The following is a 22,659-nucleotide window of genomic DNA, read 5'->3' on the forward strand; positions in this document are numbered from 1 at the left end:
GGGCATGGTTATATCCCCTTCGCAAAGCGAATTCTGCGGGAGAAAGCCAATGTCCACCAACCAGCGGTTCGACAAGTCGAAGCTGCCCAGCCGTCATGTCACCGAAGGGCCGGCACGCGCCCCGCACCGCAGCTATTTCTATGCGATGGGGATCACCGAAGAGGAAATCCACCAGCCCTGGGTGGGCGTGGCCACCTGCTGGAACGAGGCGGCGCCCTGCAACATCGCGCTGAACCGTCAGGCGCAGATCGTGAAGCATGGCGTGAAAAAGGGCGGCGGAACCCCGCGCGAATTCACCACCATCACCGTGACCGACGGCATCGCCATGGGGCATGAGGGGATGCGGTCCTCGCTCGCCTCGCGCGATGCCATCGCCGATACAGTGGAACTGACGATGCGCGGCCATTGCTATGACGCGCTGGTGGGCCTTGCCGGCTGTGACAAGTCGCTGCCCGGCATGATGATGGCGATGGTGCGGCTGAACGTGCCCTCGGTCTTCATCTATGGCGGGTCCATCCTGCCCGGCCGCTACAAGGGCCAGGACATCACCGTTCAAGACATGTTCGAAGCCGTGGGCAAGAACCAGGCCGGCACGCTGAGCGAGGCGGAGCTGGAGATCATGGAAAAGATCGCCTGCCCGTCCAGCGGGGCCTGCGGCGCGCAATATACCGCGAACACCATGGCCTGCGTGTCCGAGGCCATTGGCCTGGCGCTGCTGAATTCCAGCGGTGCGCCCGCGCCCTATGAAAGCCGCGACCAGTATGGCGAGGCTTCGGGCGTTGCCGTGATGACCCTGATCGAGAAGAACATCCGCGCGCGGGACATCGTTACCCGCAAGGCGCTGGAAAACGCCGCCCGCGTGGTGGCCTGCACCGGCGGTTCCACAAACGGCGCGCTGCACCTGCCGGCCATCGCGCATGAGGCGGGCATCGACTTCGACCTGTTCGACGTGGCCGACATCATGCGCGACACGCCCTATTTCGTGGACCTGCGTCCGGGCGGCAAATATGTGGCCAAGGATCTGTACGAAGTGGGCGGCGTGCCGGTGGTGATGAAGGAACTGGCGCGCGCCGGCCTGCTGCACCTGGACTGCATCACCGCCAGCGGCAAGACCCTGGGCGAAAGCCTTGAGGAAATCCGCGGCGAGGCCGACGGCACGGTGATCTATTCCATCGACAAGCCGCTGACCAAGACCGGCGGCGTGGTCGGGCTGAAGGGCAACCTTGCGCCCGACGGGGCCATCGTCAAGGTGGCCGGCATGACCGAGAAGGAACAGGTCTTCACCGGCCCGGCCCGCGTTTTCGAATGCGAGGAAGAGGCTTTCGCCGCCGTCAAGGCGCGCGAATACAAGGAAGGCGAAGTCATCGTCATCCGCAACGAAGGCCCCGCCGGCGGCCCCGGGATGCGCGAGATGCTGGCGACCACCGCCGCCCTGTCCGGTCAGGGCATGGGCAAGAAGGTGGCGCTGATCACCGACGGCCGCTTCTCGGGTGCGACCCGTGGCTTCTGCGTGGGCCATGTCGGCCCCGAAGCCGCGCATGGCGGCCCGATTGCGCTGATCCGCACCGGCGACGTCATCACGCTGAACGCGCTGACGGGCGAGTTGTCGGTGGCGCTGTCCGATGAGGAACTGGCCAAGCGCAAGGCCGAATGGAAAGGCCCGCGCAAGACCGAATACACCTCGGGCGCGCTGTGGAAATATGCGCGGCTGGTGGGGTCTGCCCGCTATGGCGCGGTCACGCACCCCGGCGCCAAGGACGAGGCGCATGTCTACATGGATCAGTAAGGCCGGCGCTGCCCTGCTGCTGGCGGCCTGTGTGCCCGGCGGAATGCCGGGCACGACGGGCCGCACATCGGCGCCGGTGCTGGGGGGCGCGGTCACTGTGGCCGGACCCTCGGGCTATTGCATCGACGGCAAGGCGGGGCATCAGACCGACAGGACCGCCGTCGCCGTGCTGGGCCGCTGTTCCGGCAGCGGCACGGCGAAGCCGGCGCTGATCACCGTCACCGTGGGCGGGCCGGGATCGGCCTCCGTCTTGGAAAGCGGGGCGCCGGCGCTGAGCGCCTATTTCACCAGCGCCGCCGGTCGGGCGGCCCTGGCGCGCGACGGGCGGGCAAGTTCGGTCGCGGTGCGGTCGGTCGCGGTGGCCGATGGCGCGCTGGTGCTGGACCTGACCGACCGCGCGGTCGGCCGCATCTGGCGGGCGCTGATCGGCCTCAACGGCCGGGCGGTGACCATCGCCGTCAGCGCACCCAGGGGGGCCAGCCTTGACGCCAAGGCCGGTCGGGCGCTGCTGGATCGCAGCATTGCCTCAATGCGGGCAGCCAATCGCGGTTCTGCCCCGTGATTGGCGACTTACCATAGGTCAAGTCAGCGATTCGGTTTACGTTTCAGCCATGATATGCCAATCAGGCGCGGGTCTCGTTTAAGGGTCGGTAACGGCCGAACGATGGTGGTGCTCGTGAATAAAGTTCTGGAGAAGCTGGCGTTCCGGCGGATGTTGTCGCGCTGGACCAGATGGGCCGATGAAGCCCCGGCCATGGGCCTGGGGCAGTTGCGCCGTCTGCGTGACGAGGCGCGGTCCCTGCGCCGGCAGGTTGACCGCCTGCTGCATGAGGCTGACCACCGGCTGACGCTGCCCGCCATCGGAACCACCAAGGTCCGCCGCCCGGCCGGCACCGACTGGGCCTGGCGGCCCGCCCCCTGGCGCGGGGCCATTCCGCAGCCCGGCGCCGCCGGCGTGTCAGGCCGCGAGACGCTGCATGACGGGGTGACCCTGTTCCACGATTGCGGGCTGAGCGAGATTTCCTACCGTCAGGTCCGCAACACCCGCGAATCGGACATGGCCCCCTTCGGCCTGTCGCTGGAAGTGTTCCGCTTCGACGGAACCTATCTCAGCCTTGTGCTGGACCTGCCCCCCGAAGGTGCCGACGGGCTGCTGCTGCGCCATCTGGTGCGGGTGGACGCGATTGTCGAGACCGAGCGGCCGATCGAGGTTTATGTTCGGCTGAACATCAAGCACGGCCCGAATGTCGAAAAGGTGGTCCGCAAGCTGCCGCTGGACAGCGATGAGACGATGGTCGAATTCGACCTGACCTATACCAAGGTGGTCGAGAAGCGGATCGAGAAGCTGTGGCTGGACCTGATCTTTGACGGGCCCGAGATGAACCAGATCGTTCTGCGCGACCTGTCGGTCAGCCGCAGACCAAGGGCCGAGGTGTAGGATCATGGGTGACAAGGTGAAACTGACGCAGACGCGCCTGCGCGCCGGGGTTTGGGAAGGCGTTCTTGCCGCCGTGGGCGAGACCGCGCCGCAGCTTGAGGTGACGCATCAGGGCAAGGCTGTGGCAGGGCTGACGGTGACGCCCGTTGCCAAGGGGCCGGGCGATTTCCTGCTGCGCCTGCCGGTCCCGGCCGAATTGCTGAATGACGGGGTGCAGACCTTCCTGCTGCAAGCGGGCAACGAGACGCTGGCGCATTTCACCATCATCACCGGCGCGGCGTCGGAACAGGATCTGCGCGCCGAGATTGATCTGCTGCGCGCCGAACTTGACCTGCTGAAACGCGCCTTCCGCCGCCATTGCGCCGAAACGGCGCCCGCGCCGTCGGGCGAATAGGGCGTCAGACCGGCAGCGCCCGCGCTTCGGCGGCGGCGCTGTCTTCGGCCCGGTCCAGCCAGTGCTGCAATTCCGCGCCCCGGGCAAAGCCGGGGTCCGCCGGGCCTTCGCCCCGGATGGCCGAGATGAAGCGCTGATAGATGGTCGGCACCGGCGGGCAATCAACCGGACGCCAGGCCGCCGACAGCCGGTCGATGCCCAGGCAGGCCGACAGCCGGCTGGTGGCGTTTTCGAACCGCACCTCAAGCCCGCCTTCGGTGCCATAGATCCGCAGCCGCAGGTCGTTCAAATGGCCGGTGGCAAAGCGGCTGGCATGGACCACGCCAAGCGCCCCGCCGGCCAGCCGCAGTTGCATCGTGGCGCTGTCATTCGCATCCAGCGCATAGGCGCCGATCCGGCCGCCGGGCGCCTTGTCAAAGGTGGCCAGCCGGGCCGAAATCTCGGTCGCGGGCTGCCCTGCGATGAAGGTGGCGAAATCCAGGATGTGGATACCGACATCGCCCAGCACCCCCTTGGACCCATGCGCCGTGGACAGGCGCCACAGCCACTGGTCCTGCGTGCGCCAGTCGCCCCAGGCGGGCTGGGTCAGCCAGCTTTGCAGATAGCTGGCCTCGAAATGCCGGATGGCGCCAAGCGCGCCCTCGCGCACGATCTGCGCCGCCTTCTGCAGCGCGGGCACGTTGCGATAGGTCAGGTTGACCATGGCCACCACGCCCGCCCGTTCGGCGGCTGCGGCCATTTCATCGGCCTGCGCGGCATTGGTCGCCAGCGGCTTTTCGCACAGCACATGCTTGCCCGCCGCCAGAAGCGGCAGGGTGGTGGCGTGGTGGGCCGCGTCGGGGGTGACATTGGTCACGGCGTCGAACTTGCCCCAGGCCAGGGCTTCATCCAGGCTGGCAAAGCCGTGCGGGATGCCGTGGGTGCTGCAAAAGGCCGAAAGCTGTTCGGCGCGGGTGTCCACGCCCGCCACAAGGCGCACGCCGGGAATGGCGGCAAAGGCGGTGGCGTGGTTGGCGGCCATGCCGCCGGTGCCAAGAACCAGAAGGCGGATCGTCACCGGAACCCCCGATCATCCTGGCCATGCAGGCGCGGGCCGCGTTCGGTGATCGGCTCCAGCGCGGTGTCCACCGGCACGTTGGGCGCATCGCAGGGATCGGCCACCCGGGGGGCCGGGTTGTGCGCCCAGCGGACGGCATTGGCGATCACCCGCTGCACATGTGCATCGTGATAGGTCGGATAGGTTTCATGCCCCGGCCGGAAGTAGAAGACCTTGCCCGCGCCGCGCTTGTAGGTCACGCCAGACCGGAACACCTCGCCACCCTGGAACCAGGAAACGAAAACGGTTTCCATCGGATCGGGAATCCCGAAGGGTTCGCCATACATCTCTTCATGTTCCAGCTCGAAATGATCGGGCAGGCCGGCGGCAATGGGGTGATTGCGCGAGGTCAGCCACAGCCGTTCCCGCTCGCCCGCCTCGCGCCAGGTCAGGTTGCAGGGGGTGCCCATCAGCCGCTTGAAGGGTTTCGAGAAATGCGCCGAATGAAGGAAGATCGCCCCCATCCCCGACCATACGGCGTTGCAGACCCGGTCAACCACCGCATCCTGCACCTCGCCATGGGCGCAATGGCCCCACCACAGCAGCACGTCGGTTTCTTCCAGACTGCCGGGGGGCAGGCCGTGATCGGGCTGGTCCAGCGTGGCGGTGCGGGCCGTGATGCCGCCCGCCGCGTTCAGCGCCGCCGCAATGGTGCTGTGCATACCTTCCGGGTAGATCCCGCGCACGACCGCGTTGGTGCGTTCGTGCACATTTTCGCCCCAGACGGTGACGCGAATATCCGACATGCCGAATCCCCCTTTTCTGCCCGCAGGCTATCGGGGTTCAAAGCGCTTTGAAAGCGGTCACATCCGCCCGGTCTTGCGCAGCCGGATGTGCCAGCTGAACGCCTCTTCCAGGATATGCGGGGTGTGGCCGCCAAAGGCGCAGGCGCGGTCATAATAGTCTTGCAGCGACGACTGCCAGTCGGGGTGTGCGCAGTTCCGGATGATGATCCGGGCCCGTTCGCGCGGGGCCAGTCCGCGCAGATCGGCCAGGCCGGTTTCCGTCACCAGAATATCGACATCATGTTCGGTATGGTCAACGTGGCTGACCATCGGCACCACCGACGAAATCGCCCCGCCCTTGGCGACCGACTTGGTAACGAACACCGACAGCAGCGCGTTGCGCGCGAAATCGCCCGAGCCGCCGATGCCGTTCATCATCTGCGTGCCCATAACATGCGTCGAATTCACGTTGCCGTAGATGTCGAACTCCAGCGCGGTGTTGATGGCGATCAGCCCCAGCCGCCGCACCACCTCGGGGTGGTTGGAAATTTCCTGCGGCCGCAGCATCAGATGCGGCTTGTAACGGTCGAAATCCTGCATGATCCGCCGGCTGTGCGCCGCCGACAGCGTGATGGACGACCCCGAGGCAAAGGTCAGCTTGCCCGCGTCGATCAGATCAAAGGTCGAATCCTGCAAGACCTCGGAATACATCCGCAGATCGTGGAACGGGCTTTCGATCAGCCCGTGCAGCACCGCATTGGCAATCGACCCGATGCCCGCCTGCAAGGGCACCAGACGGTTGTCCATCCGGCCCATCTTCACCTCATGCGACAGGAAGTCGATCAGGTGATTGGCGATGGCCACGGTATCCTCGTCCGGCGAGGCGATTGAGGCGGCACTGTCCGACTTGTAGGTCATCACGATGGCCGCGATCTTTTCCGGCGGGATCGGAATATAGGGCAGGCCGATGCGGCTGTCGGGCGTGACCACCGGAATGGGCATCCGGTTCGGCCGGTAGGTCGGGATGAAGATGTCGTGCATCCCCTCGAAACTCAGCGGATGCGCGCTGTTGATCTCGACGATCACCTTCTTGGCCAGAATGGCGAAAGACGCCGAATTGCCGACCGAGGTGGTGGGGATGATGCCGCCTTCCGCGGTGATCGCGGTGGCCTCGATCACGGCGATGTCGGGCGCGGGCAGTTGCCGGGTGCGCAACTGTTCCACGGTTTCCGACAGGTGCTGGTCGATGAACATCACCTCGCCCGCGTTGATCGCGCGGCGCAGCGCCGGGTCAGACTGGAACGGCAGGCGCCGCGCGGTGACCTGCGTTTCGGCCAGGATCTTGTCCAGATCGTGGCCCAGGCTGGCCCCGGTCATCAGCGTGATCTTCAGCGGATGGCTGCGCGCTCGTTCGGCCAGCGCCAGCGGCACGGCCATCGCTTCGCCGGCGCGGGTAAAGCCCGACATGCCGACGACCATGCCGTCCTGGATCAGGGCGGCCGCTTCGGCGGCGGATACGATTCTGTCGCGCAGCGCCGCGTTACGGATACGATCTTGCATGGCCTTCCTCCTCGACGGCACCAGAGCGACCCCTAGTTTCAGGGCCGCGCGGGCGCAACGGCGGTATGCCGGTGTATGCGAGAAGGCCGGTATGCGAAAATCGCATACCTATTGCAAATTTGGAATGACTGGCGCGGGCGCGGCCTATTCCCAGGTGCGGAAGAACTTGCCCGACGGCGACAGGGTAAAGATCTCGCACCCCGTTGCGGTGACGCCGATGGAATGTTCGTATTGCGCCGAAAGCGATTTGTCGCGGGTGACGGCGGTCCAGTCGTCGGCCAGGATCTTGGTCTCGGGGCGGCCAAGGTTCACCATCGGCTCGATGGTGAAGAACATGCCCTCTTCCAGCACAGGGCCGGTGCGCGGGCGGCCGTAATGCAGCACGTTCGGCGGCGCATGGAACACCCGGCCCAGCCCGTGGCCGCAGAAATCGCGCACCACCGACATGCGGTTGGCTTCCACATAGGTCTGGATCGCATGGCCGATGTCGCCGAAGGTGGCGCCGGGCTTCACCGCCGCAATGCCGCGCATCAGCGCCTCATGCGTGACCTCGACCAGGCGTTCCGCCTTGCGCGACAGGGTGCCGGCCACATACATCCGGCTGGTGTCGCCATACCAGCCACCGACGATGACGGTCACGTCGATGTTCAGGATGTCGCCGTCGGCCAGAACCTTGCCGCCCGGAATCCCGTGACAGACCACATGGTTCACGCTGATGCAGGACGCGTGCTGATAGCCCTTGTAGCCGATGGTTGCCGAAACCACGCCGCGGCGGACAATCTCTTCGCGGATGAAATCGTCGATCTCGGCGGTGGTGGCGCCGGGCTTCACCAGGGCGGCGGCCTGATCCAGGATTTCGGCCGCAACCTGGCCTGCGTCGCGCATACCGGCGAAATCGGCCGCGTCATAGATGCGGATGCCATCACGGGTGGTGCGGATAGGGGTATCGTCCATGGGTGGTCCTTTCGTGCCCTACATAGGCACAACCCCCGCGCTTGGCCAGAGCGGGCAGCAGGTGAAGGGCGGGGAGTTGGCGGGGAGTTGGAATGTGCGCCGCCGCCGGATATACCGCGCATGGGAACGCAGACAGGGGCAGGGCCATGGCCAATCCGACAGCGGCGATGCTGGTCATCGGGGATGAAATCCTGTCGGGGCGCACGCGCGATTCGAACCTGCATTACCTGGCCGGGGAACTGACGCGCAGCGGGATTGACCTGCGCGAGGCGCGGGTGGTGGCCGATGACCATGCCGCCATCGTGGCCGCCGTGCGGGCGCTGTCGGCGGCGCATGACCATGTGTTCACCAGCGGCGGCATCGGGCCGACGCATGACGACATCACCGCCGATGCCGTGGCCGAGGCGATGGGCGCCCCGATCAGCCACCGCGCCGATGCCATGGCGCTGTTGCAGGCGCATTATGACCGGCAGGGTATGCCCTTCAACGAGGCCCGCCAGCGCATGGCCCGCATCCCCGAAGGCGCGCGGCTGATCGACAACCCGATCTCGGTCGCGCCGGGGTTCAGCATCGGCAATGTGCATGTCATGGCCGGGGTGCCCAAGATCTTCGAGGCGATGCTGGCCGGTGTGCTGCCCACGCTGACGGGGGGTGCGCCGCTCTTGTCGCAGACCCTGCGCGTTCTGCGGGGCGAGGGCGAGATTGCCGCCGATTTCGCGGCGCTTGCGGCCGAGTATCCCGATCTGTCGATGGGGTCTTACCCGTTCAGCCTGAACGGTGCCTTCGGCACCAATCTGGTGATCCGTGGCAGCGATCCGGCCCGGCTGGATGCGGCCATGGTGCGGCTGACGGGGCTGTTCGGATGACGCCCGACCATCTGGCCGCCGTGATGGAGGCGACCTGGCCCCCGGCGGCAAGCCGCGATCTGGGGCCGTTCCGCCTGCGCGATGGCGCGGGGGGCGGCAAGCGCGTGTCGGCGGCCAGTGCCGAGGGCGCCTGGGACGCCGCCGCGCTGGAGGCCGCGATTGCCGCCATGGCCGAACCGCTGTTCCTGATCCGCCAGGGCGATGCCGCGCTGGATGCCGCGCTGGCGGCGCGCGGCTTCGCGGTGGTTGATCCGGTGGTGGCCTATGCCGCCCCGGTGGCCAGTTTGCAGGGCGAGACGCCGTTCCTGTCCACCTTTGCCCATTGGCCGCCGCTGGAAGCGGCGCGCGCCGTCTGGGCCGAAGGCGGCATCGGCCCGGCGCGGATTGCCGTGATGCAGCGGGTGCAGGGGCCGAAGACGGCGCTGATGGCCCGGGCGGATGACCGGCCCGCCGGCGCGGCCTTCGTGGCCTGCCAGGGCGATGTGGCGATGCTGCACGCGCTTGAGGTGCGCAGCGCGCAGCGCCGGCGCGGCGTGGCGGGCCACCTGCTGACCGCCGCCGCGAACTGGGCCGCCGAAGCCGGGGCCACGCTGTTTTCGCTGGTGGTGACAGAGCGGAACACAGCCGCGCGGGCGCTTTATGATCGCCTCGGGATGCGGGTTGTGGGACAGTATCATTACCGGGCCGGCCCCGCGCCGGACCGGCCCTGAAGCAAGGACGATTGCCCGCGTGTTGCCCCCCCGTTCCGTCTTGCCGCTGGTCGCGGCGCTGCTGTTCCCCCTGCCCGCGGCGGCAGAGGCTGCGTTCCGCCCCGTGATGCCGGCCCCGGTCACGGCCGAGGCCAGCAGTACCAACCCGCATGGCAGCTATAACCTGCCGGTCGGGCTGTTCGGGGCCGAAGGGGTGCCGGTGCATCGGCTGGAAGGGGCGCTGGACCGCCGCGCCTACCGGCTGGATGCGCCGGGGGCGCCGCTGCTGGATGTGCTGGTGCCGCTGCGCGACCAACTGGTCGCCGCCGGGTATGAGGTGGTGTTCCAATGTGAAGACCGCCGTTGCGGCGGGTTCGATTTCCGCTTCGCGACCGATGTGATCCCGGAACCCGCGATGCATGTGGATCTGGGCGAGTTCCGCTTTCTGGCCGCCTTGCGCGGCGAGGAAGGCGTTGGCGTGCTGGTCAGCCGGTCCACCGGGGCGGTGTTCGTGCAGGTGATCCAGATCAGCGCGCAAGGCGCGGCCCCTGCGGCCCCGTCCGACGCGCCGTCCGATGCCGCCGCCCCGGCGCCCGACGCCGTTCCCCTGCCGGCGGCCCCGGTCAGCCCGGTCACGCCCCCCTCTGCCGATGCGGCGGCGCCTGACATGGCGCCGCTGGATGCCGGGCTTCCGGTGGCGCTGGACGATCTGGTTTTCGCTTCGGGCTCGGGCGGGCTGGAACCGGGGGCCTACCCGTCGCTTCTGGCGCTGGCGGGCTGGCTGGGCGCCGATCCCGCGCGGCGGGTGATGCTGGTCGGGCATACCGATGCCTCGGGCGGGCTGGCCGCCAATGTGGCGCTGTCAAAGAAGCGGGCCGAGGCGGTGCGCCAGGCGCTGATCCAGGGCTATGGCGTGGACGCCGCGCGCGTCACGGCGGAAGGGGCCGGTCCGTTGTCGCCGCGCGCCACCAATGCCACCGAGGACGGCCGCACCCGCAACCGGCGGGTCGAGGCGGTGCCGCTGGTCAACTGACGGCGGCGGCGCCTACCAGTTGTCGGGGCCCTTTTCCATGAAGCGCTGCGCCAGAAAATCAATGAAGGCGCGCACTTTGGGCTGGGTGAACCGGCCCGGCGGATAGATCGCATAGATCCCCATCACCTCGACCGGCAGGCCGGGGATGGCCTCTTCCACCAGCCCCCGGCGCAGCGCATCGGCATACAGGAACGACGGCAGATAGGCGATGCCCAGCCCCGCGATGGCCGCATTCAGCAGGCTTTGCCCGTCATTCACCGTCAGCCAGCCGTTCGACCGCACCTGCCGCTTTTCCCCCGACGGCGCGGTGATCTTCCAGACATTGCCATTGGCCTGGTTGGAATAATGCAGCAGCTTGTGCTCGTTCAGGTCGTCAATCCGGGTCGGGCGGCCGAACTTGCGGAAATAGCCCGGCGCGGCAATCATCCGGCGGGTGGTTTCGGTCAGCTTGCGCGCGCGCAGCGACGAATCCTCAAGATCGCCCACCCGGATCGCCATGTCGAAGCCTTCGCTGATCAGTTCGACATAGCGGTTGTTCAGCACCATGTTCACGGTGATGTCGGGGTATTCCAGCAGGAAATCCCCCAGGATCGGCGACAGCAGGTTCACCCCGAAATCGGTGGCCACCGAAATTCGCAACAGGCCCGACGGCGCCGACTGCATCGAGGTGACCAGCGCATCCGCCTCGCCCGCGTCATTCAGCACGCGGCGGGCGCGGTCGTAATAGGCCAGCCCGATCTCGGTCGGCGAAACGCGGCGGGTGGTGCGGTTCAGAAGACGCGCGCCCAGCCGCGCCTCAAGCGCCGAGACATGCTTGGACACGGCAGACTTCGAGATGCCCATCTTCTTGGCCGCGTCCGTGAAGCCGCCCTGATCCACCACGGTGGCGAAGGCTTCCATTTCGGTCAGTCGGTCCATCCAGATCCTCATGCGGGCAGCGACAAGCGGGTAGCCCCGATCTGACAGCAGAATTGGGGCGGTAACGCGGCGCGACCGCGACCTATCCGGGATAAAACCGCGAACCGTTCATGGCATGGAAACCGGCAAACCGGCGGCAGGGCAGGGGATTCGCACGGCAGCGGGGAAGGAGCGCCACCCGCCCGCCCGCGCAGGTCCGGCGCGCGGGCGGGTGGTTACTGCCGTGATTCGCCTTCCGCGTGAAAGCCGGCCCGTCAAAGCGTTGCGGCCAGCCGGGCGGCCTGGTCGATGGCGCGCTTGGCATCCAGTTCGGCGGCCACATCGGCCCCGCCGATCAGATGATGCGCGATGCCCGCCGCCGTCAGCCGGGCCGACAGGCCGCGTGCCGGTTCCTGCCCGGCGCACAGAACCACGCTGTCCACCGCCAGCAGTTCCGGTTGCGCATCCTCGCCCCGGCGGACCCAAAGGCCCTCGGCGGTGATCCGGTCATAGGTCACGCCGCCCTGCATCTGCACGCCCTTGGCGGCCAGCGTGGCGCGGTGAATCCAGCCGGTGGTCTTGCCCAGCCGCTTGCCCGGCTGTTCGGCCCTGCGCTGCAACAGCCAGACCTGCCGCGCGGGCGGCTCGGGGTCGGGGCGGGCCAGCCCGCCGGGGGACAGCCAGGGCGCCGCAACGCCCCATTCGCGCCGCCACAGCGCGGTGTCCTCGGCCGGGCTTTCGCCGGAATGAACCAGATATTCCGCCACATCAAAGCCGATGCCGCCCGCGCCCACGATGGCGACACGCGGGCCGACCTGCGCCCCGCGCAGCACCTCAAGATAGCTCAGCGCATGGGCGCCCGGCTCGACCGGAATCCCCGGATCGCGCGGGGTGACGCCGGTGGCGACAATCACCTCATCCTGCCCTTTCAGGGCATCCTCGGTGGCGGTTTTGCCCAGCCGCAGGGTCAGGTTCGGATGGTCAAGCTGCCGGGCGAACCAGTCAACCAGACCGTGGAATTCTTCCTTGCCCGGCACCTGCTTGGCCAGATTCAACTGCCCGCCCACCTGACCGGACGCCTCATACAGCGTAACCTTGTGCCCGCGCCGCGCGGCGACGATCGCCGCCATCATTCCCGCCGGACCGGCCCCCACCACGGCAATCCGCCTGGGTGTCTCGGCCGGGGCATAGACCAGCTCGGTCTCATGGCAGGCGCGGGGGTTCACCAGGCAGCTTGTCAGCTTGCCGCTGAAGGTGTGGTCCAGACAGGCCTGGTTGCAGGCGATGCAGGGGGCGATGTCGCGCGCCCGGCCCGTGGCCGCCTTGACCATGAATTCGGCATCGGCCAGCCAGGGCCGCGCCATCGACACCATGTCGGCCATGCCATCGGCCAGCAGCCGTTCGGCCACATCCGGCGCATTGATCCGGTTCGAGGTGATGACCGGGATCTGCACCTCGGGGCGCAGCCGGGCGGTCAGGTCGGCAAAGGCCGCGCGCGGCACCGAGGTGGCGATGGTGGGCACCCGCGCCTCGTGCCAGCCGATGCCGGTGTTCAGGATGCTGGCCCCCGCCGCCTGCACCGCGCGGGCCAGGTGCACCACCTCGTCCCAGCTTGATCCTTCGGGCACCAGATCAATCAGCGACAGCCGGAAGATCAGGATCGGGTCGCGCCCCAGCGCGGCGCGCACGCGCGCCACCACCTCGACCGGCAGGCGCATCCGGTTTTCGTAAGACCCGCCCCAGCGGTCGGTCCGCTTGTTGGTGCGGGTGACAAGGAACTGGTTCAGGAAATAGCCTTCCGACCCCATCACCTCGACCCCGTCATAACCGGCCTCGATGGCGCGGGCGGCGGCGGTGGCGATGTCGGCGATCTGCTTCTCGATCCCCGCCTCGTCCAGCTCGCGCGGAGGGAAGGGCGAAATCGGCGACTTGATCGCCGAAGGCGCCACACAGTCGGGCGAATAGGCATAGCGGCCCGCGTGCAGGATCTGCATCGCGATATGGCCGCCTTCGGCGTGAACCGCATCGGTCACGCGGCGGTGGTTGGCGATGTCCTTGTCGGAAAACAGGCCCGCCGCGCCGGGAAAGACGCCGCCTTCGCGGTTGGGGGCCATGCCGCCGGTGACGATCAGCCCCGCCCCGCCCCGGGCGCGGGCGGCGTAGAAGGCGGCCACCCGGCCCCAGTCGCCGGTTTCCTCAAGCCCCGTGTGCATTGACCCCATGAGGCTGCGGTTGCGCAGGGTGGTGGTGCCCAGGGTGATGGGCGACAGAAGGTGGCTGAAATCGGACATGCTGGCTCTCCCTTGTCCGGCAGAATGACGCGAGCGCGCGCGTTCGTCATCCGCAACGCGGCGTCATCTGGGGCGGGTCACAGCCCCAGCCGCGCCGGAAGCCCGGCCATATCGGCAAAAAGCGGCACCCCCAGCGCGGCCATGCCGCGCGCGGCCGGGGCATCGGGGCCATGCGGGGCAAAGCCAAGGCAGGGGATGCCCGCCGCCAGCGCCGCCCGGGCCCCGGTGGCGCTGTCCTCGATCACCACGCAGGCGGCGGGATCGGCCCCGCAGGCTGCGGCGGCGGCCAGATACAGGTCTGGCGCGGGCTTGGGCCGGCCCAGCGCCTGCCCCGACAGCGTGGCGCGGAACCGCGACAGCAGCCCGTGCTGGCCCAGCGTGATGGACATCTTTTCCAGCGTGCCGTTCGACCCCATCGCATAGGGAACGCCCGCCGCATCCAGCGCGTCCAGCACGGCCACAATGCCGGGGATCAGCGGCGTACCGGCGGCCAGCATGGCATACATCCGGTCATAGAACCGCGCGACCCAGTCCTGCGGCAACCGCGCCCCGGCCGCCCGCGCCCGGGTGGCGACGGTCTCGATCGTGCCGCCGATATAGTCGGTTTCCAACTGATGCCGGGTCAGCACCAGCCCATGCGCAGCCAAGTCTTCGATCAGCAGGTCGAAGGTCGGGCCTTCGCTATCGACGACAACGCCGTCGCAGTCGAACAGAACGGCGGCCGGGGTCATTCCGGCGCTTTCAGCAGGGTGACAAGCGTATCGCCATATTTGCGCTGGTCCAGCCGGGTGAACCCGTCGGGCGGTTGCGGCGGGGTGCCTTCCTCCCACACGATCACCGCGCCGGGGGCCAGCCAGCCCCCTTCGATGGCCGAGGCAAGGGCGGCCTCGCCCAGACCCTTGTGATAGGGCGGGTCAAGGAAGACCAGCGAATAGCCGGGGCCACGGTTCGGCCCCAGCCGCGTGGCATCGCGGCGCCAGACATCGGTGGTGCCCATGGCCTGCATCTTTTCGATGTTCGCCCGCAACAGCGCCCGCGCCTTGGCCCCGTCATCGACAAAGGCCACCCGCGCCGCACCGCGCGACAGCGCCTCCAGCCCCAGCGCGCCGGTGCCGGCGAACAGGTCCAGCACCCGCGCGCCGGGCAGCGGGTTTTCCCCCGCGCCGTTGATCAGCAGGTTGAAGATCGCCTCGCGCACCCGGTCGGACGTAGGGCGCAGATGCGCGGCGGGATCGCCCTCGCCCACCTCGGCCAGCAAAAGGCCGCGTCGCGCGCCGCCGATGATCCTCACTTCAGCAGCACCTTCAGGTCAGGCGCGTCGGCCAGCACCTCGGGCGCGGGCGATTTGCCGGCGTCGATCAGCCGCTTGCCCACCATATAGGCGCGCGGATCGTTCATCGCGTCCACCGCCAGCAGGGTGTTACCCCGGTAATACCAGAAACTTACCCCCGCCATACCTTCGCTGCGGGTGATGATCCGGTCATATCCGGTGTTCAGCCCGGCGATCTGCAGCTTGAGGTCGAACTGGTCCGACCAGAACCACGGCGTCGCCACATAGGGCCGGTCCGCGCCCAGCATGTTGGCCGCCACCGCTTCGGCCTGATCAATGGCATTTCCCACGGATTCCAGCCGGATGCGCCGGCCATTCCACGGAAACGACGCGCAATCCCCCGCCGACCAGATCGCCGGGTCCGAGGTGCGGCCCATCTCGTCGGTTGCAATGCCGTTGTCCAGCGCCAGCCCCGCCGCCTCGGCCAGCGCGGTGCCGGGGGTGATGCCCACGCCGACAATCACGAAATCCGCCGGCACTTCGCGCCCGTCGGCCAGCCGGGCCCCGGTGACGCGCGGGCCGCCGAGCAGCCGCTCCAGCGCAGTGCCTTCCAGAATGGTCACGCCATGCGACTGATGCAGCGCGCGGATATAGTCGCTGGTTTCCGGCGCCGCGACGCGCTGCAGGATGCGTGGCGCCATTTCCAGCACCGTCACCGCCAGCCCCAGCTTCGACGCCACCGCCGCAGCCTCAAGCCCGATATAGCCGCCGCCGACGATCACCACCCGCCGCCCCGGCACGAATTCGGCCCGCATCGCATCGACATCGGCCAGCGTCCGCACGGTGAACACGCCCTGCAGATCGCCGCCGATCGCCGCCGGCAACCTGCGCGGGGCCGATCCGGTGGTCAGCGCCAGCGCGTCATAGGCCAGCGTCTCGTCGCCCACCGTTACGGTGCGCGCGGTGCGGTCGATGGCCGTCACCGGCGTGCCCAGCCGCAGGTCGATGGCATTCTCGGCCCAGAAATCGGGGGCGCGCAGCCAAAGCCGGTCTTCCTCCATCTGCCCCAGCAGATAGCCTTTCGACAGCGGCGGCCGCTGATAGGGGGGCGCCGCCTCCTCGCCGATCATGGTGATCGGCCCTTCGTGCCCCAGTGCCCGCAACTTCGCCGCCAGCGCCGCCCCGGCCTGCCCGGCCCCCACGATCACCACACGCATCGCATTTCCTTTGGCATGTCTCTTGCCCGACCCTATATCCGGCTGACCGACAGGTGCAACGCACAGACACCGCCAGACAAGGAAGGACGCGCGCATGACCATTTCCACCGGGGCCTGGTTGCCCGACGCAACGCTGCTGACCATGGGCGCGAACGGCCCCGAACAGGTGGCGCTTGGCCCGAAACTTCAGGGCCGCAAGGTCGTGATCTTCGGCCTGCCCGGCGCCTATACCGGCACCTGCACCACCGCCCATGTGCCCAGCTTCATCCGCAACAAGGCGAAATTCGATGCCAAGGGCGTGGATGAAATCATCTGCGTCTCGGTCAACGATCCCTTCGTGATGAAGGCCTGGGGGGAATCGACCGGCGCCACCGCCGCCGGGATCACCTTCCTTGGCGATGCCGATGCTTCGTTCACCAAGGCCATCGGAATGGATTTCGATGTTCCGGCCATCGGGTTCCATTCCCGGTCCAAGCGCTATGCGCTTTACGCCGAGGACGGCGTGGTCAAGGTGCTGAACCTTGAGGAAAGCCCCGGCGCCTGCGAGATTTCGGCCGGCGAAACCCTGCTGTCGCAGATCTGAACCCAAGGCGCGGCCCCGCACATCCCTGCGGGGCCGCCGCTCAGGCCTTGCGGCTGGCCCGCGCCTCGCACAGCGAACTGACCGGCTCGCCATGGTTGCGCTGCACCTCGGTGCTGCCGGCGAAACGGTCCATCGCGCGGGCAAGGTCGATGTCCAGCCGGGTCAGCCCCTGCACGTCATGCGTGGTCAGGGTCACGTCCACCACATTGTAGGTGTTCTTCCATTCCGGATGGTGGTTCAGCTTTTCCGCCATCAGCGCCGCGCGGGACATGAAGCCCCAGGCTTCCGAAAAGTTTTTGAACTTCAGGATCTTGCGCAGGGCATCCTTGCCCGGAACGGCCGCCCAGCCGGTTTCACCCAGGGCAGGCAGCAGGGCGGCGCGGTCGTCGGTGGAAAGAAGATCGGTCATCATGTCCTCGTCGGCATCAGGGCGTCATCCTTGATTGCGGCGGCCTTGCGGGCGGCGCGCGGTTCCAGCCGCGCCCAGTAGGCGGCCAGCGTGTCGTTGGCGGGAATGCTCTTGAACGCCAGACCCCAGCCGACCTGACTGCCCAGATAGACATCGGCCGCCGTGAACCGTCCGTCGGCGATGTAATCGTTCTTCGCCAGATGATCGGTCAGCGTGGCAACCACGGTTTCCAGACTGCCATAGCCGGTGCGGCGGGCCTCTTGCGGGCCCTGTGGCGCCCAGCCGAACGAGGCATTCACCACCGCCTGTTCCAGCGGTCCGGCGCCAAAGAACATCCAGCGGTAAAAGCTGGCACTGTCCCTGGCCATCAGGCCCTTTTCCGGGAAAGCCTGCGCCAGATAGGTGCAGATCGCGGCCACTTCGGTGATCACCTTGCCGTCATGCACCAGCGTCGGAACCTTGCCCATCGGGTTCAGCGCCAGATATTCGGCCGATTTCATCGGCGGGCCATAGTCCAGCACCACCGTTTCATAGGGTTCGCCCGTTTCCTCAAGCATCCAGCGCACCATTCGTCCGCGCGACATCGGATTGGTGTAGAATGTCAGCATCAGGCGTCCTCCGATTCCCCGCTTCATCTTGGCACAAATACCCCACGGGGGTGCGGGGGCGTGAAGCCCCCGCGGCGTTACTCGGCCCTGTCGCCGCGGCGGAACGGGCCATAGGCCGTCAGAACCTCGATTTCCTCATCCACCGCCTGCCGTTCGGCCTGAAGATACTGCGCCACGGCCTTGCGGAAGCCGGCATCGGCGATCCAGTGCAGCGAATGACATTCGGCGGGCAGATAGCCGCGCGCCAGCTTGTGTTCGCCCTGCGCCCCGGCCTCGACCCGGTGCAGGCCCGCGGCGATGGCCCAGTCGATGGCCTGATAGTAGCACAGTTCGAAATGCAGGCAGGGATGATCTTCCACGCAGCCCCAGTAGCGGCCGTAAAGCGTGTGGCGCCCGATGAAGTTCAGCGCCCCGGCCACCGGCCGGTCGTCGCGGAAGGCCAGCACCAGCAGGATGTCGTTGCGCATGGTGCGGTGGAATTCGTCAAAGGCGGCGCGGGTCAGGTAGGGGCGGCCCCATTTGCGGCTGCCGGTGTCTTGGTAAAAGGCCCAGAAGGCCGCCCAGTGGCGGGGTTCGATCTGGTCGCCGGTCAGCGCCCGGATCGTCAGCCCCGCCGCGCGGGCGGTGTCGCGTTCCTTGCGGATCATCTTGCGCTTGCGGCTGGACAGGTCGGCCAGGAAATCGTCGAAACCGCCATAGCCCCGGTTTTCCCAGTGGAACTGCTGCGTGACACGGTGCAGCAGGCCATCGGTCCCGGCCAGATCGGTGGCCTCGTCCGCGGTGCAGAAGGTGACATGCAGCGAGGACAGCCCGTTGCCCCGCGTCAGCCCGATGGCGGCGCGGGCCAGGGCCGCGCGGTGTTCGGGCAGGCCCAGAAAGCGGCGGCCCGTGGCCGGGGTGAAGGGCACCGCGACCTGCAGCTTGGGGTAATAGCGCCCGCCGGCGCGTTCATAGGCCTCGGCCCAGGTGTGATCGAAGATGTATTCGCCTTGGCTGTGGGTCTTGGCATAAAGCGGCAGCGCGGCGACCGGCTGCCCGGCTTCGGTCAGGATCAGCGGCTTCGGCTGCCAGCCCGACGCCGCGCCGGTTGACCCCGACCGATCCAGCGCCGCCAGAAAGCGGTGGGTGGTGAACGGATCAACCGGGCGCCCGCCATCGGCCTGTTCGGGCGCGGCCAGCGCATCCCAGGCGGATGCGTCGATTTCGGTCAGGCTGTCGTGCAGGGTGATTTCGGCCATGGCGCCCTTGGGGTTGCCCGAGGGCAAGGTGGGGCCGCCGCCGCCCGGGTCAAGCGGGCAGCGGGGAAAGATAGCCCTCGAAGGTGACATTCTGCGCCACCTTCCGTGCCGCCGCCTCTTCGGCGGGCGAGCGGATGGTCCAGCACAGGATGGCCGCCCCCTGCGCCCTGAGGTGCGCCACCCGGTCGCGGCCCAGATCGGCGGCTTCATGGCTGATGAAGCTGCAACCAAGCAGGTCATAATCCGGGATGGCGCGGAAATGGGCGCAGGCCGCTTCGGGCAGCGGGTGCCAGCTTTCGGCGTCATAGGCGGCGGTGGTCAGGCCGCGCGGCAGCTCGGGCGCCAGCCGGGCCATATGGGCAATGGCGGCAGGGTTGAACGACATCACCGCCACCGGGCCGGCATAGCCTTGCAGCGCCTGCGCCGTGGCGGCCTCAAGCCGGCCATCGGTGGGGCCCATGACCAGCGACTGATCCTTGATCTCGATCAGCAGGGGCACGCGGCCGGCCACCTGATCCAGCACCTGCGTCAGGGTGGGAATCGTGTCCGCCCCGCCGGTCAGGCCAATGCGGCCCAGGTCGGCGGCGCTGCGGGCGGTGACGGGGCCGGTTTCTGCGGTCAGCCGGTCCAGCGTTTCGTCATGGAACACCATGGCCACGCCGTCTGCGCTGAGTTGCAGGTCAATCTCAATGGCATAGCCGTGGTCCAGCGCCGCCTGTATGGCGGCGGGCGAATTTTCGACCCTGCCTTGCGCCCGGTCATGCAGGGCACGGTGCGCGATGGGCGCGCGCAGGAAGGCGGGCGGCAGGGCGATGCGGCGGGGCATCAGCGGATCTCGAACAGGGCCTCGATCTCGACGGCCACGCCCAGCGGCAGCGAGGCGGCCGAGACGGCCGAACGGGCATGGCGGCCGGCGTCGCCCAGCACGGCGACCATCAGGTCCGAGGCGCCGTTGATCACCTTGGGCTGGTCGATGAAATCGGGCGACGAGTTGACGAAGCCCACCAGCTTGACCGCCCGCACCACGCGCGACAGGTCGCCGTCGCAGGCGCGTTTCAACTGGGCCAGCAGCGACAGGGCGCAGCGGCGGGCGGCGTCGGCGCCCTGTTCGATGGACAGGTCGGCGCCCAGTTTGCCCTTGATCAGGCCGGCTTCGTTCTGGCTGATCTGGCCCGAGATATGGACCAGATTGCCCACCACCACGAAGGGCACATAGTTCGCCGCCGGGGCCGGGGCTTCGGGCAGGGTCAGGCCAAGATCGGCAAGACGGGATTCGACGGACATGGGTTCTTCCTCCTGTCGGGTTGCGGCGGAGCCTAGCCGGGCGGGCCGTGGCGGGCAAGGGGACTGTCCCGGGTCGGGCCAGGCCGTTGGCAAAGCAATATCAACGGGTTGATTGGCGGCTTCCGCGATCTGCCAATATTTCGGCGGCCCCTATCCTTCGCGCAGGCCGCCGGCGAAGGCATCTGTCAGCGGCTGCACCAGCCAGCCGAACGGCGACCGCGGGCCGGTTGACAGATAGGCCTGCACCGGCATTCCGGGCACAAGCGCCTGTCCGGCCAGCCGGTCGATCTGGCCGGGATCGGGCGCGATCTCGACCCGGTAATAGGCGGCATGAGTGGCCGGATCGGCCAGCGCATCGGCCGATACCAGCGTGACCCGGCCCGTCAGATGCGGCGTGCCGGGGGCGGCAAGCGCGGGGAAGGCCAGTTCTGCCGGCTGGCCGGGCCGCACGCCGGCCACCTGCAAGGGCGAAACGGCGGCGGCGATCAGCAGCGGGCGGTCCTGCGGCACAAGGAACAGCACGGGTTCGGCCGGCCGCAGAACGGCGCGGGGCGTGGTCACGGCAAGCCCCAGCACCACGCCCGAGACCGGGGCGCGCAGGTCCAGCCGGGCCAGCCGGTCGGTCAGGGCGCGGGCACGTTCGACCAGTTCCATCTCGGTCGGGGCGATGTCGCGCAATTCGGCCATGGCGGCTTCGCGGCGGTCGGCGGTCAGGCGGGTGATGCGGATTTCGGTTTCGGTGATGCGGGCGCGGGCCTGCGCCTGCACGGCGGCCAGTTCCCCCGCCTGCCCCGCCAGCCGGGCCTCTTCCCGTTGCAGGGCCAGCACGGTGGCGGCCTGCGCCAGCCCCTTGGCCTGCAGCGCCTGTTGCGCGGCCAGTTCCTGCCGGATCAGCGCCAGTTGCACCACCAGCGCATCGGATTGCGCGGCGATGCCGTCAATCTGGGCGCGGATCTGGTCGATCTCCCGGCGCAACTGGCCGGTTTCGGCGGTCAGGCTTTCCGCCCGCGCGGTGAACAGCCGGCGCTGGCCGTCCACTTGTTCGGCCACCTCGGGGTGGGTGGCGGCCTCTGCCAGCAGGGCGGGCGGAAACACCGGCGCGGCGGCTGCGTCACGTTCCGCCAGCAGCCGGGCGCGGCGGGCGGAAAGTTCGGTCAGACGGCCCTGCAGGATGGCAAGGTCAGAGGCCAGCGCGCTGCCATCCAGCCGGACCAGCACATCCCCGGCGGCGACATGCGCGCCATCGGTGACCCGGATCTCGGCCACGACGCCGCCATCCGGGTGCTGCACCACCTGCCGGTTCTGCGCCACCTCAACCCGGCCCGAGGCGATGATCGCGCCCGAAATCGGGGCAAGGCTGCCCCAGAGCATGGCGGCGAGGGCCAGCCCGGCCAGCGTACCCAGCCCCAGCATCACCGGGCGGCGGGCCGAGCAGAAGGCCGGCGTCATGCGACACCGCCGGCAAAGGCGCTGGCCCCCAGCGCGGGTGCCACCTGGCCGACATTGCGCAGGGTTTCGCGCAGGATCTGGTCGCGCGGGCCAAACGATTGCACCCGCCCCTCGGCCAGCACCATCAGCAGATCACAGGGTTGAAGGGCGGCGGGGCGGTGGGCCAGCACCACCACCGCCGCCCCGGCATCGCGGGCGCTGCGGATGGCGTGGTTCAGCGCGGCCTGACCTTCGGCATCAAGGCTGGCGTTGGGTTCATCCAGCACCAGAAGCGCGGGGTCGCCATACAGCGCGCGGGCCAGACCGATGCGCTGGATCTGTCCGCCGGAAAGGCCGGCGCCGTTGGCCCCCAGCGGTGTGTCATAGCCGGCGGGCAGGTGCAGGATCAGATCCTGCACCCCTGCCTTTTGCGCGGCGGCGGTAATGGCGGCGGGGTCGGCGGTTTCGTCAAGCCCGGCGATGTTTTCGGCAACCGTGGCCTCGAACAGCGACACCCGCTGCGGCAGGTGGCCGATCAGCCGCGCCAGATCGGCGGGATCATACTGGTCCAGCGTGGCGCCACCCAGCCGGACACAGCCCGCTGCCGGGCGCCAGCCGCCGGTTAGCGCGCGGGCAAGGGTTGTCTTGCCGGCGCCCGAGGGGCCGATCACGCCCAGCACCTGCCCCGGGGCCAGGCGGAAGCTGACAGCGCGCAGGGCCGGGGTCGTGGCGCCGGGGGGAATGACCGTCAGCCCCTGCACCCAAAGGCCGGTGGCGGGGCGCGGCAGCGGCAGGCGGGGCCGGTCCGGCGGCACGGCGGCCAGCAGGGCCGCCAGCCGGGCGCCGGCGGCGCGGGCGCGGGTCATCAGCGGCCAGTGGCCGATGGCGGTTTC

24 protein-coding genes are annotated in these 22,659 nt (G+C 68.5%); 8 read left to right on the plus strand and 16 right to left on the minus strand.

Annotated features, from left to right (window positions below; translation table 11 throughout):
• The first annotated feature begins 49 nt into the window (after positions 1-49).
• The 4 genes from ilvD to C5F44_RS09480 all read left to right on the plus strand — a co-directional run bounded on the left by ilvD (position 50) and on the right by C5F44_RS09480 (position 3,618).
• Positions 50-1,786: a dihydroxy-acid dehydratase gene (ilvD, locus tag C5F44_RS09465; protein ID WP_107673278.1), complete on the plus strand. Its 1,737-nt coding sequence runs from the start codon at positions 50-52 to the stop codon at positions 1,784-1,786.
• The gene (locus C5F44_RS09470; RefSeq protein ID WP_146161924.1) at positions 1,767-2,348 is read left to right on the plus strand and encodes a hypothetical protein; all 582 of its coding nucleotides are present in this window, start codon (positions 1,767-1,769) and stop codon (positions 2,346-2,348) included. Before ilvD ends, C5F44_RS09470 begins: the two co-directional genes overlap by 20 nt.
• A 114-nt stretch (positions 2,349-2,462) precedes the next feature.
• Positions 2,463-3,224, plus strand: coding sequence for a DUF6478 family protein (locus tag C5F44_RS09475; RefSeq protein WP_107673312.1), 762 nt, complete (start codon positions 2,463-2,465; stop codon positions 3,222-3,224).
• Between the two features lie 4 nt (positions 3,225-3,228).
• Complete coding sequence (locus tag C5F44_RS09480; protein WP_107673280.1) at positions 3,229-3,618, plus strand: hypothetical protein; 390 nt, start codon at positions 3,229-3,231, stop codon at positions 3,616-3,618.
• A gap of 4 nt (positions 3,619-3,622) precedes the next feature.
• Here the strand turns inward: C5F44_RS09480 and C5F44_RS09485 are convergent, their stop codons facing one another.
• From C5F44_RS09485 to map, 4 genes are all read right to left on the minus strand, one after another.
• Positions 3,623-4,675, minus strand: a complete 1,053-nt coding sequence (locus tag C5F44_RS09485; RefSeq protein ID WP_235822591.1) for a Gfo/Idh/MocA family protein — start codon at positions 4,673-4,675, stop codon at positions 3,623-3,625.
• Complete coding sequence (locus tag C5F44_RS09490) at positions 4,672-5,460, minus strand: ThuA domain-containing protein (RefSeq protein ID WP_107673281.1); 789 nt, start codon at positions 5,458-5,460, stop codon at positions 4,672-4,674. Before C5F44_RS09490 ends, C5F44_RS09485 begins: the two co-directional genes overlap by 4 nt.
• Positions 5,461-5,517: 57 nt before the next feature.
• Positions 5,518-6,999, minus strand: coding sequence for an acetyl-CoA hydrolase/transferase family protein (locus C5F44_RS09495; RefSeq protein WP_107673282.1), 1,482 nt, complete (start codon positions 6,997-6,999; stop codon positions 5,518-5,520).
• Between the two features lie 144 nt (positions 7,000-7,143).
• Positions 7,144-7,953 (minus strand): type I methionyl aminopeptidase, encoded by an 810-nt coding sequence (gene map / locus C5F44_RS09500; RefSeq protein ID WP_107673283.1) that lies wholly within the window; start codon positions 7,951-7,953, stop codon positions 7,144-7,146.
• 146 nt (positions 7,954-8,099) lie between these two features.
• On the opposite strand from map, the gene C5F44_RS09505 reads away from it, so the two are divergent.
• From C5F44_RS09505 to C5F44_RS09515, 3 genes are read left to right on the plus strand one after another with little or no spacing between them, the layout of a single operon-like run.
• On the plus strand, positions 8,100-8,819 hold the full coding sequence (locus C5F44_RS09505) for a competence/damage-inducible protein A (RefSeq protein WP_107673284.1): 720 nt from the start codon (positions 8,100-8,102) through the stop codon (positions 8,817-8,819).
• On the plus strand, positions 8,816-9,529 hold the full coding sequence (locus C5F44_RS09510) for a GNAT family N-acetyltransferase (RefSeq protein WP_107673285.1): 714 nt from the start codon (positions 8,816-8,818) through the stop codon (positions 9,527-9,529). The genes C5F44_RS09505 and C5F44_RS09510 overlap by 4 nt, the downstream gene beginning before the upstream one ends.
• A 19-nt stretch (positions 9,530-9,548) precedes the next feature.
• Positions 9,549-10,541 carry an OmpA family protein gene (locus C5F44_RS09515; RefSeq protein ID WP_412917537.1) on the plus strand — a complete coding sequence of 331 codons (993 nt, stop codon included), beginning with the start codon at positions 9,549-9,551 and terminating at the stop codon, positions 10,539-10,541.
• Between the two features lie 12 nt (positions 10,542-10,553).
• On the opposite strand, the gene C5F44_RS09520 is transcribed toward C5F44_RS09515, so the two are convergent.
• The 5 genes from C5F44_RS09520 to C5F44_RS09540 all read right to left on the minus strand — a co-directional run bounded on the left by C5F44_RS09520 (position 10,554) and on the right by C5F44_RS09540 (position 16,216).
• Entirely contained in the window at positions 10,554-11,459 is a 906-nt protein-coding gene (locus tag C5F44_RS09520) for a LysR family transcriptional regulator (protein WP_107673287.1), read from the minus strand.
• 254 nt (positions 11,460-11,713) lie between these two features.
• Positions 11,714-13,729: an oxidoreductase gene (locus C5F44_RS09525; protein WP_107673288.1), complete on the minus strand. Its 2,016-nt coding sequence runs from the start codon at positions 13,727-13,729 to the stop codon at positions 11,714-11,716.
• A 77-nt stretch (positions 13,730-13,806) separates the two neighbouring features.
• Positions 13,807-14,460, minus strand: a complete 654-nt coding sequence (locus tag C5F44_RS09530; protein WP_107673289.1) for an HAD family hydrolase — start codon at positions 14,458-14,460, stop codon at positions 13,807-13,809.
• A complete protein-coding gene (rsmD, locus tag C5F44_RS09535; RefSeq protein ID WP_107673290.1) occupies positions 14,457-15,020 on the minus strand; it encodes a 16S rRNA (guanine(966)-N(2))-methyltransferase RsmD in 564 nt (187 codons plus the stop codon). Before rsmD ends, C5F44_RS09530 begins: the two co-directional genes overlap by 4 nt.
• Positions 15,017-16,216, minus strand: a complete 1,200-nt coding sequence (locus tag C5F44_RS09540; RefSeq protein ID WP_107673291.1) for an NAD(P)/FAD-dependent oxidoreductase — start codon at positions 16,214-16,216, stop codon at positions 15,017-15,019. Before C5F44_RS09540 ends, rsmD begins: the two co-directional genes overlap by 4 nt.
• A 94-nt stretch (positions 16,217-16,310) precedes the next feature.
• Between C5F44_RS09540 and C5F44_RS09545 the strand changes: the two genes are divergently transcribed.
• On the plus strand, positions 16,311-16,799 hold the full coding sequence (locus C5F44_RS09545) for a peroxiredoxin (RefSeq protein WP_107673292.1): 489 nt from the start codon (positions 16,311-16,313) through the stop codon (positions 16,797-16,799).
• 40 nt (positions 16,800-16,839) lie between these two features.
• Here C5F44_RS09545 and C5F44_RS09550 read toward each other — a convergent pair whose 3' ends face one another.
• The 7 genes from C5F44_RS09550 to C5F44_RS09580 all read right to left on the minus strand — a co-directional run.
• Positions 16,840-17,208, minus strand: a complete 369-nt coding sequence (locus C5F44_RS09550) for a 4a-hydroxytetrahydrobiopterin dehydratase (RefSeq protein WP_107673314.1) — start codon at positions 17,206-17,208, stop codon at positions 16,840-16,842.
• A complete protein-coding gene (locus tag C5F44_RS09555; RefSeq protein WP_107673293.1) occupies positions 17,208-17,816 on the minus strand; it encodes a glutathione S-transferase family protein in 609 nt (202 codons plus the stop codon). Before C5F44_RS09555 ends, C5F44_RS09550 begins: the two co-directional genes overlap by 1 nt.
• Before the next feature lie 77 nt (positions 17,817-17,893).
• On the minus strand, positions 17,894-19,054 hold the full coding sequence (locus tag C5F44_RS09560) for a GNAT family N-acetyltransferase (protein ID WP_107673294.1): 1,161 nt from the start codon (positions 19,052-19,054) through the stop codon (positions 17,894-17,896).
• 49 nt (positions 19,055-19,103) lie between these two features.
• A complete protein-coding gene (locus C5F44_RS09565; RefSeq protein WP_107673295.1) occupies positions 19,104-19,880 on the minus strand; it encodes a glycerophosphodiester phosphodiesterase family protein in 777 nt (258 codons plus the stop codon).
• Positions 19,880-20,338 (minus strand): RidA family protein, encoded by a 459-nt coding sequence (locus tag C5F44_RS09570; RefSeq protein ID WP_107673296.1) that lies wholly within the window; start codon positions 20,336-20,338, stop codon positions 19,880-19,882. Before C5F44_RS09570 ends, C5F44_RS09565 begins: the two co-directional genes overlap by 1 nt.
• Before the next feature lie 150 nt (positions 20,339-20,488).
• A complete protein-coding gene (locus C5F44_RS09575; protein ID WP_107673297.1) occupies positions 20,489-21,787 on the minus strand; it encodes an HlyD family type I secretion periplasmic adaptor subunit in 1,299 nt (432 codons plus the stop codon).
• Positions 21,784-22,659, minus strand: an 876-nt coding sequence (locus tag C5F44_RS09580; protein WP_146161926.1) for an ATP-binding cassette domain-containing protein, incomplete at its 5' end; no start/stop codon positions are given. The genes C5F44_RS09575 and C5F44_RS09580, both read right to left, overlap by 4 nt.

The sequence above is a fragment of the Fuscovulum blasticum DSM 2131 genome (assembly GCF_003034965.1).
In the GTDB taxonomy this organism is placed as follows: domain Bacteria; phylum Pseudomonadota; class Alphaproteobacteria; order Rhodobacterales; family Rhodobacteraceae; genus Pseudogemmobacter; species Pseudogemmobacter blasticus.

Bases quoted from the DNA above. Each gene is read 5' to 3' on its own strand.
- C5F44_RS09545 (WP_107673292.1), top strand. From the start codon at position 16,311: ATGACCATTTCCACCGGGGCCTGGTTGCCCGACGCAACGCTGCTGACC.
- C5F44_RS09520 (WP_107673287.1), bottom strand. From the start codon at position 11,459: ATGGACCGACTGACCGAAATGGAAGCCTTCGCCACCGTGGTGGATCAG.
- C5F44_RS09560 (WP_107673294.1), bottom strand. From the start codon at position 19,054: ATGGCCGAAATCACCCTGCACGACAGCCTGACCGAAATCGACGCATCC.
- C5F44_RS09525 (WP_107673288.1), bottom strand. From the start codon at position 13,729: ATGTCCGATTTCAGCCACCTTCTGTCGCCCATCACCCTGGGCACCACC.
- map (WP_107673283.1), bottom strand. From the start codon at position 7,953: ATGGACGATACCCCTATCCGCACCACCCGTGATGGCATCCGCATCTAT.
- C5F44_RS09570 (WP_107673296.1), bottom strand. From the start codon at position 20,338: ATGTCCGTCGAATCCCGTCTTGCCGATCTTGGCCTGACCCTGCCCGAA.
- C5F44_RS09555 (WP_107673293.1), bottom strand. From the start codon at position 17,816: ATGCTGACATTCTACACCAATCCGATGTCGCGCGGACGAATGGTGCGC.
- C5F44_RS09565 (WP_107673295.1), bottom strand. From the start codon at position 19,880: ATGCCCCGCCGCATCGCCCTGCCGCCCGCCTTCCTGCGCGCGCCCATC.
- ilvD (WP_107673278.1), top strand. From the start codon at position 50: ATGTCCACCAACCAGCGGTTCGACAAGTCGAAGCTGCCCAGCCGTCAT.
- C5F44_RS09505 (WP_107673284.1), top strand. From the start codon at position 8,100: ATGGCCAATCCGACAGCGGCGATGCTGGTCATCGGGGATGAAATCCTG.
- C5F44_RS09510 (WP_107673285.1), top strand. From the start codon at position 8,816: ATGACGCCCGACCATCTGGCCGCCGTGATGGAGGCGACCTGGCCCCCG.
- C5F44_RS09470 (WP_146161924.1), top strand. From the start codon at position 1,767: ATGTCTACATGGATCAGTAAGGCCGGCGCTGCCCTGCTGCTGGCGGCC.
- C5F44_RS09550 (WP_107673314.1), bottom strand. From the start codon at position 17,208: ATGACCGATCTTCTTTCCACCGACGACCGCGCCGCCCTGCTGCCTGCC.
- C5F44_RS09540 (WP_107673291.1), bottom strand. From the start codon at position 16,216: ATGCGTGTGGTGATCGTGGGGGCCGGGCAGGCCGGGGCGGCGCTGGCG.
- C5F44_RS09530 (WP_107673289.1), bottom strand. From the start codon at position 14,460: ATGACCCCGGCCGCCGTTCTGTTCGACTGCGACGGCGTTGTCGTCGAT.
- C5F44_RS09490 (WP_107673281.1), bottom strand. From the start codon at position 5,460: ATGTCGGATATTCGCGTCACCGTCTGGGGCGAAAATGTGCACGAACGC.
- C5F44_RS09480 (WP_107673280.1), top strand. From the start codon at position 3,229: ATGGGTGACAAGGTGAAACTGACGCAGACGCGCCTGCGCGCCGGGGTT.
- C5F44_RS09575 (WP_107673297.1), bottom strand. From the start codon at position 21,787: ATGACGCCGGCCTTCTGCTCGGCCCGCCGCCCGGTGATGCTGGGGCTG.
- C5F44_RS09495 (WP_107673282.1), bottom strand. From the start codon at position 6,999: ATGCAAGATCGTATCCGTAACGCGGCGCTGCGCGACAGAATCGTATCC.